This window comes from Rhizobium sp. CF122 (assembly GCF_000282035.1).
GTDB lineage: Bacteria > Pseudomonadota > Alphaproteobacteria > Rhizobiales > Rhizobiaceae > Rhizobium.
Genome location: NZ_AKKA01000120.1, coordinates 169,924 through 181,642, shown reverse-complemented (window position 1 = coordinate 181,642; position 11,719 = coordinate 169,924). Strand labels below are relative to the sequence as shown.

Annotated in this window: 12 protein-coding genes and 1 tRNA gene; 9 read left to right on the top strand and 4 right to left on the bottom strand. The window is 59.8% G+C overall.

Annotation, left to right across the window (positions count from 1 at the left end; genetic code table 11):
- Positions 1-95 precede the first annotated feature (95 nt).
- Positions 96-171 (bottom strand) — tRNA-Ile (locus PMI09_RS28300).
- 218 nt (positions 172-389) lie between these two features.
- On the opposite strand from PMI09_RS28300, the gene PMI09_RS28295 reads away from it, so the two are divergent.
- Positions 390-1,070 carry an SIMPL domain-containing protein gene (locus tag PMI09_RS28295; protein WP_244423837.1) on the top strand — a complete coding sequence of 227 codons (681 nt, stop codon included), beginning with the start codon at positions 390-392 and terminating at the stop codon, positions 1,068-1,070.
- A gap of 247 nt (positions 1,071-1,317) precedes the next feature.
- Positions 1,318-1,701 carry a hypothetical protein gene (locus PMI09_RS28290; RefSeq protein ID WP_007802444.1) on the top strand — a complete coding sequence of 128 codons (384 nt, stop codon included), beginning with the start codon at positions 1,318-1,320 and terminating at the stop codon, positions 1,699-1,701.
- A 51-nt stretch (positions 1,702-1,752) separates the two neighbouring features.
- On the opposite strand, the gene PMI09_RS28285 is transcribed toward PMI09_RS28290, so the two are convergent.
- Entirely contained in the window at positions 1,753-2,466 is a 714-nt protein-coding gene (locus PMI09_RS28285) for a GntR family transcriptional regulator (protein WP_007802442.1), read from the bottom strand.
- 268 nt (positions 2,467-2,734) lie between these two features.
- Between PMI09_RS28285 and PMI09_RS28280 the strand changes: the two genes are divergently transcribed.
- From PMI09_RS28280 to PMI09_RS28250, 7 genes are all read left to right on the top strand, one after another.
- Positions 2,735-3,817 carry an ABC transporter ATP-binding protein gene (locus PMI09_RS28280; RefSeq protein WP_007802439.1) on the top strand — a complete coding sequence of 361 codons (1,083 nt, stop codon included), beginning with the start codon at positions 2,735-2,737 and terminating at the stop codon, positions 3,815-3,817.
- A gap of 30 nt (positions 3,818-3,847) precedes the next feature.
- Positions 3,848-5,146: an ABC transporter substrate-binding protein gene (locus PMI09_RS28275; RefSeq protein WP_007802437.1), complete on the top strand. Its 1,299-nt coding sequence runs from the start codon at positions 3,848-3,850 to the stop codon at positions 5,144-5,146.
- Between the two features lie 73 nt (positions 5,147-5,219).
- Positions 5,220-6,134 carry an ABC transporter permease gene (locus tag PMI09_RS28270; RefSeq protein ID WP_007802435.1) on the top strand — a complete coding sequence of 305 codons (915 nt, stop codon included), beginning with the start codon at positions 5,220-5,222 and terminating at the stop codon, positions 6,132-6,134.
- Between the two features lies 1 nt (position 6,135).
- Positions 6,136-6,957: an ABC transporter permease gene (locus PMI09_RS28265; RefSeq protein WP_007802433.1), complete on the top strand. Its 822-nt coding sequence runs from the start codon at positions 6,136-6,138 to the stop codon at positions 6,955-6,957.
- A gap of 4 nt (positions 6,958-6,961) precedes the next feature.
- Positions 6,962-7,705, top strand: coding sequence for an aspartate/glutamate racemase family protein (locus tag PMI09_RS28260; RefSeq protein WP_007802431.1), 744 nt, complete (start codon positions 6,962-6,964; stop codon positions 7,703-7,705).
- A gap of 3 nt (positions 7,706-7,708) precedes the next feature.
- Entirely contained in the window at positions 7,709-8,320 is a 612-nt protein-coding gene (locus tag PMI09_RS28255; RefSeq protein WP_007802429.1) for a flavin reductase family protein, read from the top strand.
- A 93-nt stretch (positions 8,321-8,413) separates the two neighbouring features.
- On the top strand, positions 8,414-8,899 hold the full coding sequence (locus PMI09_RS28250; protein ID WP_007802427.1) for a heme-degrading domain-containing protein: 486 nt from the start codon (positions 8,414-8,416) through the stop codon (positions 8,897-8,899).
- 120 nt (positions 8,900-9,019) lie between these two features.
- Here the strand turns inward: PMI09_RS28250 and PMI09_RS28245 are convergent, their stop codons facing one another.
- Both PMI09_RS28245 and PMI09_RS28240 read right to left on the bottom strand, forming a co-directional pair.
- Positions 9,020-10,273 (bottom strand): D-arabinono-1,4-lactone oxidase, encoded by a 1,254-nt coding sequence (locus PMI09_RS28245; protein ID WP_007802424.1) that lies wholly within the window; start codon positions 10,271-10,273, stop codon positions 9,020-9,022.
- A 163-nt stretch (positions 10,274-10,436) separates the two neighbouring features.
- The gene (locus PMI09_RS28240; protein WP_007802422.1) at positions 10,437-11,696 is read right to left on the bottom strand and encodes an AGE family epimerase/isomerase; all 1,260 of its coding nucleotides are present in this window, start codon (positions 11,694-11,696) and stop codon (positions 10,437-10,439) included.
- Positions 11,697-11,719 lie beyond the last annotated feature (23 nt).

Here is an 11,719-nt window from a genome sequence, read left to right as displayed (position 1 = left end):
TGCAAACCATCGACAACCCGTTTCGGCACGAGGTTGTCACCCATGTCTTAGGTACGCTCTGTTACCTATGTCTTCGGTATGGACACTGGAGGAACTGGTGGGCCCGGAGGGACTCGAACCCCCAACCAAGCGGTTATGAGCCGCCGGCTCTAACCATTGAGCTACAGGCCCGGAGACAGCATAGCTGCCGTGTCCGGCGCAATGGTTCCCCGGAACGTTTTTCGCTCTAACGCAATTCTTCTGCGGTCACAAGGGACTGCCGCAATAGCTTCACAATCAATCGGCAAGACGTCAATTGAGACTTCACAATCAGGGAGTGAAACACCGTGCTGCCGAACACCAGAACAATCGCCTTCAGCCTTCTGCTTGGCCTTCCGGCCGCAGCTGCCATGGCGCTGCCGGCGCTGGCCGCTGATTCGCAGCCGCGCGAGGCCGTGATTTCCGTTAGCGGCGAGGGGCAGGCAAGCGTCGCGCCCGACATGGCGGTCCTCAGCCTTTCCGTCGTGAAACAGGCAAAGACCGCACGTGAAGCGCTCAACGAAAACAACAAGTCGATGAGCGACGTCCTTGCCGCGTTGAAGAAGGCGGGCATCGCGGAGCGGGATCTCCAGACTTCAGGCTTTTCGGTGCAGCCGCAATTCAGCTATCCACAGTCCAACGACGGTCAGCCTCAGACCCCGCAGTTGGTGGGCTACCAGGTGTCCAACTCGTTGAGCGTGCGCGTCCGCGACCTGTACAAGCTCGGTGCAATTCTCGACGAAGCCGTCACACTCGGCGTTAATCAGGGGGGCGATATTCAGTTCACGAACGACAAGCCGGAGACGGCGATGGAGGAGGCGCGCAAGAATGCGGTCGCCAACGCCATCGAGAAGGCGAAGACCCTCGCCGCGGCGGCCGATGTCAAGCTCGGGCGGGTGATCGAGATCAGTGAAACGTCGCCGCGTCCACAGCCGGTTCCCGTCGCACGGGCTGCGATGATGAAGGAGACGGCCGACTCGGCGGTGCCCATCCAGGGCGGTGAAACCAGCTACAACATTACCGTCAACGTGACGTTTTCGATCGCGCAGTGATCGCAAGGCAGCGTGACTGCCGTTAATTTGATAGCGAGTAGGCCATTGATATTCCTTGCAATATCAATGGCCTGTTTGTTTTTGCCGGGCGCGGTGGAACCTCTGGGCGACAAAAGGCTTTATCACGCATATATTACACTATAACATTGATCGTGTTTTCGGTCCGCAGGGGAATTCTGAGTTCTGTTTCCCATGTTCCTGCCGGCCGAAGAGGAGGAATGGCACTAGCCCTAAAGAGGAGACAGACATGACGAATGCCTTGCCGCCGCTTCACAATGGACACGCCCCGTTCACCCTTCAGGAACTCTTCCGCGAAGCCCTCTATGCCTTCGAAGAGTGGGATACGGAACTTACAGAACCAATCGTCACTTTCGAAGGACGCGTTGTACCCATCAGCCAGGTCTTCGAAGCGATGCGTCTGTGCGACGATATCGTTCCGATGAACATCGTCGGGGCCGTCACCGAACGGCTTACCAAGCCATGGGAGGGCGAAGGACCGCTCGACCAGATGAGCTTCTCCACCGCCGCCCGCGTCATGGGCGTACTCGTCCGCAAGCGCCTGCTTGCAAACGGCACGCCTGATATCGTCGCCGTTGCGGAACAGACCACCGAGCGCCGTTCCGGCAATTGAATTGGTGGATTGCGGTCATAGGCCGCAATCCCACTTCCCAAACGAAAATTGCTATATTTCGAAAGCTTCCCTGAGGCCGACGCTCTTGCGTTCGCGCAGATCGAGGTCTGCTTCGATGTGCGCGATGTGGTGCAGCATCAGCCTGCACGCCTCGTCGAGATCGTTTCGCTCAATCGCGGCGACGATGTCGCCATGCTCGGAATGGCCGCAACTCGATATCGTCGACTGGCCGTAAAGGGCGATCACCAGCGACGAGCGGGCAACCAGTTCATCCATGAAACGCTGCATGATGGCGTTGCCGGATATTGAGGCAAGCGTCAGGTGAAAGTCGCCGGAAGCTTTGATCTCGGCCCGCCGTGCTGTCTGGCCCCGCTCGCTTATCAGTCGGCCTTCCTCGAGCAGCAATTGCCTCAGGTGCTGGATCTGTGAAGGCTTAATTCTGGCTGCCGCCTCGCGCAAAATTCCTGGCTCGACCAGGCGGCGGGCGGCAAATATCTGGCGTGCTTCCTCCGGCGAGGGGTAGGCGACGAACGCCCCACGATTCTTTTCAACGCTGACAAGGCCCTCGTAGGAAAGCGCCTGCAGGGCGGCGCGAGCAAGCGTCCGGCTGACATTGAAAAGGTTGCCGACATCACCCTCCGACAGCTTCGTTCCCGGCGACAGGCGCCGCTCCACGATCGCATCGCGGATCGCGTCGCGGATCTGTTGTGCGCCTGTATCGGCTGAATCGTCTGCGGTCTGCAGGGCGGTTGCGGTGGGCTTCATGAACTCGGATACCTTCTGACCGGGAAATGATATCTGCGTTTCGCGCAAAAGTTAAATGGAATTTGCGCGCAAAGTGACGGCTAAATTGTATACGATCATTTGCACGAATTGCGAACGATAGCCTATTTTGTGTGCATGTCGGCACGTTGCCTGAATTCTGAAATGCGCCGCAATCTTGGTAGCAAGTCCTTGATTTGCCGACGCTGGATGCGCTGCAATAGAAACTGGCACGGCGGATGCATTGTCTTTCTCAAACAGAGGAAGACCAATGTCGAAAGCCGCAGAGATAGATATCGTATCCATTTCCAAGGTGTATGGCGCCACCATGGCGGTTAATTCCATTAGCCTGAAGATTCCGGCCGGTTCCTACTGCTGCTTTCTCGGGCCTTCCGGCTGCGGCAAGACGTCGACGCTGCGCATGATTGCCGGACACGAAAGCATTTCCTCCGGCGATGTCAGGCTTGGCAACACGGTCGTCACCGACTTTCCGCCGGCCCAGCGCGGCACGGCGATGATGTTCCAGTCCTACGCGCTGTTTCCGCATCTTGACCTCGTCGACAACGTTGCCTTCAGCTTGAAGATGAAGGGCGTCGAGAAGGAAGAGCGTCGCGCCAAGGCGCTCGAGATGCTGAAGCTGATGCAGATGGACGCCTATGCGACGCGGCGGCCTGCGCAGCTTTCCGGCGGCCAGCAGCAGCGCGTGGCGCTGGCGCGTGCGCTGATCACCGATCCCGAAGCGCTGCTTCTCGACGAGCCACTGTCGGCGCTCGATCCGTTTCTGAAGATCCGTATGCGGGCAGAACTGAAGAAGCTGCAGAAGACGCTCGGCATTACCTTCGTCCACGTCACGCACAGCCAGGAAGAGGCGATGGCGCTGGCCGATATCATCGTCATCATGAACGACGGCAAGATCGAGCAGGCGGCAACCCCGCGCAAGGTGTTTGAGGAGCCCGCCACCGCTTTCGTCGCACGCTTCATGGGCGATCATAACGTCCTGTCCGGTCGCGTCGTCTCCTCGCAGGATGGCGTCACGACGCTTGAGGTGCGGGAGGGACAGACCTTTGCGGTGCGCGGCAACGGTAGGCAGATCGGCGAGGGTGTCGACATCGGCATCCGCACCGATCGCGTGCGCCTCGACACGGCCGCCGACAAGACGCTCGGCTTCAACGGCCTCGTCTCCAACATCGAATATCGCGGCGCGTCGGTGAAGATCACCGTCGTCGGCGCGGGTAGTGACGACTTCACGGTCATCGCGAATGACGGCGACTACTTCGCCAAGCCCGTATCGGTCGGCGATGCGGTGTCTCTGAGTTGGGCTCTGGAGGACGCGGTCCTCCTTGGCCGTGCATGAACCTCACCAGCAAAAAGAAGGGGAACTGACATGACAACCGAAAAGAAGACGACCAAGACGGCAGCGGGGATTTCCCGCCGCAGCCTGCTCAAGACCGGCGCCGCCGCCATCGGTGCCGCCGCCGGCTCCGGCCTGATCACGGGCTTTCCGACCATCTGGGCGCAGTCGAACATCACGCTTCGCCAGTTCGGCACCGGCGTTTCGAACATCAACGCCATTGCCGAGCAGTGCAAGAAGGACCTCGGCATCACGCTCGAGATGACCGCGACCGACTCCGACGCCGCTGCCCAGCGCGCCGTGACCCAGCCCGACAGCTACGACATCGCTGACATCGAATACTGGATCCTGAAGAAGGTCTATCCGACTGGCGTCATCCAGCCGATGGACGTCAAGAAGCTGAAGTACTACGACAAGGTCGTTCCGCTGTTTAAGACCGGCAAGCTGACGCCGGACAGCGTCATCGCTCAGGGCACGGCGCCGCACACGGTCGGCTACGTCGAGAGCGCGGATGCCAAGACCTTCGCCAAGGGCGAGACCGAACTCTTCACCATGATGCCGACGATCTACAATGCCGATACGCTCGGCATTCGCCCGGATCTCGTCGGTCGCGATATCACCACCTGGGCCGATATCATGGATCCGAAGTTCAAGGGCAAGACTTCGATCCTCAACATCCCGTCGATCGGCATCATGGATGCCGCGATGATCATGGAAGCGCTCGGCAACATCAAGTATGCCGACAAGGGCAACATGACCAAGGAAGAGATCGACAAGACGATCGAGTTCCTGATTAAGGCCAAGCAGGACGGCCAGTTCCGTGCCTTCTGGAAGAGCTTCGACGAGTCGGTCAACCTGATGGCATCAGGCGAAGTCGTCATCCAGTCCATGTGGTCGCCGGCCGTTGCCGCCGTCCGCTCCAAGGGCATCGCCTGCAAGTATCAGCCGCTCAAGGAAGGCTATCGTTCGTGGGGCGGCGGTCTCGGCCTCGCTTCGCACCTCAAGGGCGCGCAGCTCGACGCCGCTTACGAGTACATCAACTGGTACACCTCCGGCTGGGTCGGTGGTTATCTCAACCGCCAGGGCTACTACTCGGCCTGCATGGAGACGGCCAAGAAGTTCATGACCGCCGATGAATGGGGTTACTGGATCGAAGGCAAGCCGGCGCAAGGCGATATTCTCTCGCCGGAAGGCAAGGTCATGGAGAAGGCCGGCGCCGTTCGCGACGGTGGTTCGTTCGAAGAGCGCATGGGTCACGTCGCGTGCTGGAACTCCGTCATGGACGAAGACCGCTACATGGTTCGCCGCTGGAACGAGTTCATCGCCGCTTAAGGCGAACCGCTTCTGCCAGGCCCTCTCCTCAGTTCCTTTGGGGAGAGGGCGTCAATAACGGAGAGACCGGAACATGGCGACGATCGCGTCTTCGCAGGCCGAGCAACAATCGGAACAGATAAGCCGTCGAAGAATCGGATGCCCGGCATGGGCAGCTTCTTATCTGCAGGCGACGCCGCTGATCCTCATTCTCGGCTTCTTCTTCATCCTGCCGATCGCCATGATCGCGGTTGTCAGTTTCTGGGATTACGATTTTGCGGGTCTCTATCCGGCCTTTCTGACCATGAACTACACCGACACGCTCGGTTCATGGGTTACTTGGAAAACCTATCTCAACACCCTGAAATTCACGGTGATCGTCTGGGGCTTGACGCTCTTCATCGGCTTCTGGGTCGCCTATTTCCTCGCCTTCCATGTCCGCCGGACGACTACGCAGATGATCCTGTTTCTCGTCTGCACCGTGCCGTTCATGACGTCGAACATCATCCGTATGATCTCCTGGATTCCGGTGCTTGGTCGCAACGGGTTGGTCAACTCGGCGCTGGTGCAAATGGGCATCGTGCCGCAGCCGATCGAATGGCTGCTCTATTCCGATTTCGCCGTCGTTCTCGCGATGGTGCATCTTTACACGCTGTTCATGGTCACGCCGATCTTCAACACGCTGATGCGCATCGATCGCTCGCTGTTCGAGGCGGCGCGTGATGCCGGCGCCAGCGGCTGGCAGATCCTCTGGAATGTCGTGTTGCCGCTTGCAAAGCCCGGCATGGCGATCGGGACGATCTTCGTCGTCACCCTCGTCATGGCCGATTTCTCGACGGTGCAGGTCATGTCCGGCGGGCAGAGCGCTTCGGTGGCGCTGATGATGAAGAACCAGATGTCGTTGCTGCAATATCCGGCGGCTGCCGCAAGTGCCGTCGTGCTGCTGGTCGTCGTCCTCCTGATGGTCGCTGCGATCCTGCGCGTCGTCGATATCCGCAAGGAGCTGTGAGATGAACCACGAGAAGCGCACCTTCGAATTCTATGTGCTCGCGGCCTTTTTCCTCGTCTTCGTGCTGTTCCTGTATGGGCCACTGTCGGCGATCTTGATCCTTTCCTTCCAGGGGCCAGACGGCGGCCTGACGTTCCCGCTGAACGGCGTTTCCGTTCACTGGTTCTACAACCTTTTCGAGAAGCAGGCGGTGGGCGATTTCGGTGCTTCGTTCCGCCGATCGTTTACGCTGGGTCTGATGGTGATGGTCGTCACCGTCGTCGTCTCGCTGCTGGCGGGGCTGGCGTTTCGCCGCCGCTTCCGCGGATCGACCGTGCTTTTCTATGCGACCGTCGCAAGTCTCGTGGTGCCATCGATCATCATTTCGCTTGGGATCGGCGTGGTCTTTCAGCAGGGCGGGCTGAAGCCGGCCTGGTACTCCTCTGCCTTCGGCGCGCATCTGACATGGACGCTGCCGTTTGGCGTGCTCATCATGTTTGCCGTCTTCAACCGCTTCTCGCCGGCCTATGAAGAGGCGGCGCGCGATCTCGGGGCGACTTCCTGGCAGACCTTCCGTCATGTCGTGCTGCCGATGATTGCGCCGAGCCTGATCGGCGTCGGCCTTTTCGGCTTCACGCTCTCCTATGACGAATTCGCTCGTACGCTGATGACATCGGGCAGCTACAACACGCTGCCACTCGAAATCTACGGCATGACCACCAACGTCACGACGCCGGTGCTCTATGCGCTGGGCACTGTGACGACGCTGTTTTCCTTCACCATCATTCTCGTCGCGCTCGGCATCATGCTCATGCTGCGCCGGCGCCAGGCAAAGACAAGCTGACCCTATGCGCATTCTTTTGGTCAATCCCAATACGACGACATCCATGACCGAGAAGGCGGCCGTTGCCGCCCGCGCGGTCGCGGCCGCCGGCACCGATATCATCGCCGCCACCTCTCGCATGGGGCCGGTCTCGATCGAGGGGCATTATGACGGTGCGCTAGCAATCCCCGGGCTTCTCGCCGAACTGAAGGAGCGGAGGACCGACGGCTATGATGCCGCCGTCGTCGCCTGTTTCGACGATACGGGCCTGGATGCTGCCCGGACCTTTGCCGATGTGCCGGTTCTCGGGCTTTGCGAGTCCGCGGTCGCCACGGCCGGATTCCTGGCGCAGCGGTTTACTGTGGTGACGACGCTGGAGCGCTCGCGGGTCCTGATCGACAATCTGGTGCGGCGCTACGGCATGGGCGGACGTGCGAAGGTGCGGGCCTCGGATATCCCCGTCCTCGAGCTCGATGACCCTGCGTCGGGTGCCATCGGCAAGCTGCGGGCCGAGATCGAACGAGCGCTTTCCGAAGATGGCGCGGAAGCGATTGTGCTCGGCTGCGCAGGCATGACCGATCTGGCGCGCGAGCTGCAGGATATTTACGGCGTGCCTGTTGTCGACGGGGTGGCCGCGGCGGTCAAGCAGGCGGAAGCGCTGGTGTCGCTCGGCTTGTCAACCAGCAAGCGCGGCTCGTATGCATCTCCTTTGGCCAAACCCTATACAGGCGCGATGGGCGCTTTTGCGCCGATAAGGGCGGCAGGCTGATCCATGTCGGTCTCTTTCGATTTCGAGATGCTCACCGAACGCGAGCGCTACAAGCTGATGATCGGTACGATCATTCCACGGCCGATCGCGCTGGTGACGACAGTGGACGAGCATGGCCGCATCAATGCGGCACCCTTCAGCTTCTTCAACTGCCTGTCCGCCGATCCGCCGATCCTGGCGCTCGGCGTCGAGAACAACCCGGATATGTCTTTCAAGGATACTGGCCACAACATCCGCATGACCGAGGTCTTCACGGTCAACATCGTGTCTTTTGCCATCGCCGAAGCGATGCATGTCTGCGGGTCGAAATATCCGCGTGGTGTCGACGAATTGAAGGAGGCGGGACTGACGGCGATGCCTGGCCAGAAGGTAGCCTCGCCATGGATCGCGGAAGCCCCAGCAGCCTTCGAGTGCAGGCGCCACGTCACGCTGGAGCTCGGGAAGTCGCGGCAGATCATCATGGGTGAAATCGTCTATGCGCACTATCGCGACGGCGTCGTTGACCCCGACCGGCTGCGCGTCGATCCCGCAGAGATCGATGCCATTGCGCGTCTTGGCGGTGATACCTGTTCGACGATCCGCGACCGCTTCGAAATGCTGACGCCCAAATTGTAAGCTCCCGGGCATCGCCACGATTCCGCTTTACTTTTCCATTCCGCTTGCATTTGTTCAGGAAAAAGCAATGCAGGAGAGGAAGCACCCGTGACCATGCCCGACGAAGACCTCAACCGGATCGCAGAACAGGAAGAGGTGTTGAGTTTCGACACCTTCGATCTCACGACCGCATGGCAGCTCGGCAAGCTCCTGCAGGAGCTTGGAACCGAGCGCGGTCTCGGCATCGCGATTGATGTCACGCTGCATTCAATGCCGGTCTTTTATGCCGCTCTCCCCGGCGTCACGCCTGACAACGTTCAATGGGTGCGGCGCAAACGCAATCTGGTGCTGCGCTATTTCAGGAGCAGCTATGCGATCGGTCTCGATCTCAAGCAGAAGGGCAAGACGGTTGCCGACAATGGTCTCGCCGATGCCGATTATGCTCCGCACGGCGGCAGCTTCCCGATCAATGTGAAGGGTACTGGTTGCATCGGCGCTGTCACCGTATCTGGCCTGCCGCAACGGGACGACCACAATCTTGCGGTCGAGGCGCTGGCACTGATGCTTGCGAAGGACATCGAAGCACTTCGCCTGGCATGACTGCGGTTTCGCCTGGTGTGTTTTGACACACCAGGTTTACGCTACGAGCAATTTTCTTGGATGGGGCGGACGGCTGCAGTTCGAGCGAGCCGACGTAGACAACCTCGTTCGCGGCAGAGCTCAGTTTCCACTCGAGCCGAGTATCGCATCTTCCAACCATAGGTTAGAGAACGTCCGTTCCGGATCCATCCTGTCTCGAAGGCGGACAAACTCGGGAAGCTTTTCATATTTGGCCCCGATGTGACGCCGGGTGAAGACCTTACCCCAGTGCGGCAGGGCCATGAAACGCGACAGGGTCTGCTCAATGTGCTCCACAGCCGCGTTCACGGCCTCCTGATCCCGAATCCAGGTAAAGTGGATCGACAGGGTGTCGCGGTGATATTGAGGACTGAGCCACAACTCATCCGCTGCGACCGTTCGGAATTCCGCTGCTTGCACCAGATGCGCAAACCTTTCACGGATTGACAGCAACGCGTCGATGGCGGCCGCTCCATATTCCCGTGGAAGGTGGAACTCGGACTGTATCTCCTCACCACTGCTGGGCGTGAACCCCATCTTGAAGTGCGGGAGCCTATCGGACCATCGGCCATACTGCCCCAACTGTTCCGTGGAATTTTGCGCATCCAATCCGTTTATGGGGTGCCTCTTGACCATCGCTCGTGCTGCGCCATGGATGGCGGCGGGCCATTCATTGGCTGATGCTGTTCTCTTGACCCAAATCGATCCCGCTTGTTGACCCCATTGCGTGAACACGCTCACGCTGTAGCCTGCGGCCATGATCTCGTCGAGGTTGGCCAACAGGTTGTCCCAGGTCAATCCTTCGTAGACGCACTGCGCGACATGAAACTCTGGCTGGACGTCAAGCGTTACGCGCGTAACGACGCCAAGCGCGCCCAGATGCACCACCATTCCCGGGAAAGCGGCATCGCCGCGTGCCACCTTTACGAGGCGGCCGTCGCCTGAAACAATTTCGAGCCCGGAAACCGCAGTTGCCAGATTGCCGTTCCGGTTGCCTGACCCATGCGTTGCCGTGGCAATTGCTCCGGCGATCGAAATATGCGGCAACGAGGCTAGATTATGAACGGCGAGATGATGGCGATGGAGGAAAAGCGCAAGCTCTCCGTAGGTGCAATGAGCGCCTATGGAAACCTGTGTTCCATCGCCTTCGATGACAGGGTTGATCGGTAGCTCGGCAAGCGACAGGGCAACTTCACCATCGGCGATTGCATTGAATGAGTGGCCTGAGCCCACGGCCTTTATCTTTGGCGATCGCGCCACGATTTCGCAAACCGCATCCATAGAAGACGGGTAGAGGCAGTCTCGAAAGCCATAGGAAAAGCTTGCCGCCCAATTGGTCGTTGGAATCCGCCTCATAAACCAAACCTCGTACCGATTTGTTTCTCTATCGCACAGCCATTCCACGCGCGTCGTCGTTTGCGCCGGTGCGCCGCATCGAACCCTCCGCTCAAGTCACGGCACCGACGCGATATCACTTGAAATGATAGTCCAGCGCCATTGAGGTGGCGCTCGCTTCAAATCAGATCTTGCCGCCCGCTTCGGGAATGACCTTGGTCAGGCTGCCGGTTGCCGGGAAGAGGGGGATCAGGCAGGCCTGCAGGGCGTGGTAGATGTCGCCCTTGCCAGGGAAGATCGTATGGGCAGGCACTAGGTCTTCCGTTAGCTCCTCATGCCAGCCGCCATTCTTGTGATCGATGAAGGAGCGCTCGATCACGTTCCAGATCCTGCGGTAGTGCTCCTCGTGATAGTCACTCGGCAGATGTTCGTTCAGGAAATGCGCGGCGCCGGCACCCTCGCAAGCAGGCCACCACAGTTTGTTGCGTTTGGCGGGCTTGTCTTGCCAGTCGAGCGTATAGAAGAAGCCGCCCTTATTGTCGTCCCAGCCGAGGGCGATCGACTGCGAGAACAGGCTCTTGGCCGCATCCGGCATCCAGTCATGCTTCTTGTTGCCGAGCACCCAGAGTTGAAGAATGAGACGGGCCCATTCCAGCCAATGGCCGGGGGTGGTACCTGCAGGGCGGAACATTTCGTTCGGATGATAGTAGTCCTTGTCGAGGCCCCAATCGGTGCTGAAGTGCTCGGCGACGCGCCAGCCGACAGAACCGGCTGCGCGACGGATGACGAGGTCGGCAATGCTTTCGGCCTTGGCCAGATAGTCGCGGTTACCAGTTGCCTCGAAGGCAGCCATCAGCGCTTCGGTCAGGTGCATGTTGGAGTTCTGGCCGCGGTAGTTGCCGCCGTCGAGCGGTTGCCAGTCGGCAGTAAACTCCTCGGCGATGGCGCCGTGCGTGGCTTCCCAGAACTTGGTGTTCAGGACGTCGGTGATGTCGGCAAGCATGCCGTCGGCAAGCGGATGGCCAACCGTCTTGGCAGAGGAGGCTGCAAGCAGGACGAAGGCATGGCCGTAGCCCTGCTTGTTTGAATCGACGGGGCCGTTGTCGTCGAGTGACCAGAAGTAGCCACCGTTCTTGGTGTCGCGGTGATGCTTCCAGATGTACTGCATACCGTGATCCACGACGCCGGCGGCACCGGGACGGCCGAGGAGGGTGCCGATCGCAAAGCAGTGAACGGCCCGGGAGGCTATATGGATCGGGCGGACCTGGCCGGCGGCATTGAGCGGCTTGCCGGTGTCGTCGAGATCGAAGAAACCGCCGTTCGGGTTGACGGAGTTGTGCTGGAAGAAATCGAAGAGCCCGTTTGCCTGTGCAAGCAGCCAGTTGCGGTGGTATGCGCGGGTGGTCCAGTTTCCGAGCGCGGCGTCGCCGATTGCAGGTGCCATGATACTCCTCCGATTTCGTGCAC

Excerpts from the sequence above, each read along its gene's own strand:
- PMI09_RS28295 (WP_244423837.1), top strand. The coding sequence starts at position 390 with ATGGCGCTGCCGGCGCTGGCCGCTGATTCGCAGCCGCGCGAGGCCGTG.
- PMI09_RS28290 (WP_007802444.1), top strand. The coding sequence starts at position 1,318 with ATGACGAATGCCTTGCCGCCGCTTCACAATGGACACGCCCCGTTCACC.
- PMI09_RS28285 (WP_007802442.1), bottom strand. The coding sequence starts at position 2,466 with ATGAAGCCCACCGCAACCGCCCTGCAGACCGCAGACGATTCAGCCGAT.
- PMI09_RS28280 (WP_007802439.1), top strand. The coding sequence starts at position 2,735 with ATGTCGAAAGCCGCAGAGATAGATATCGTATCCATTTCCAAGGTGTAT.
- PMI09_RS28275 (WP_007802437.1), top strand. The coding sequence starts at position 3,848 with ATGACAACCGAAAAGAAGACGACCAAGACGGCAGCGGGGATTTCCCGC.
- PMI09_RS28270 (WP_007802435.1), top strand. The coding sequence starts at position 5,220 with ATGGCGACGATCGCGTCTTCGCAGGCCGAGCAACAATCGGAACAGATA.
- PMI09_RS28265 (WP_007802433.1), top strand. The coding sequence starts at position 6,136 with ATGAACCACGAGAAGCGCACCTTCGAATTCTATGTGCTCGCGGCCTTT.
- PMI09_RS28260 (WP_007802431.1), top strand. The coding sequence starts at position 6,962 with ATGCGCATTCTTTTGGTCAATCCCAATACGACGACATCCATGACCGAG.
- PMI09_RS28255 (WP_007802429.1), top strand. The coding sequence starts at position 7,709 with ATGTCGGTCTCTTTCGATTTCGAGATGCTCACCGAACGCGAGCGCTAC.
- PMI09_RS28250 (WP_007802427.1), top strand. The coding sequence starts at position 8,414 with ATGCCCGACGAAGACCTCAACCGGATCGCAGAACAGGAAGAGGTGTTG.
- PMI09_RS28245 (WP_007802424.1), bottom strand. The coding sequence starts at position 10,273 with ATGAGGCGGATTCCAACGACCAATTGGGCGGCAAGCTTTTCCTATGGC.
- PMI09_RS28240 (WP_007802422.1), bottom strand. The coding sequence starts at position 11,696 with ATGGCACCTGCAATCGGCGACGCCGCGCTCGGAAACTGGACCACCCGC.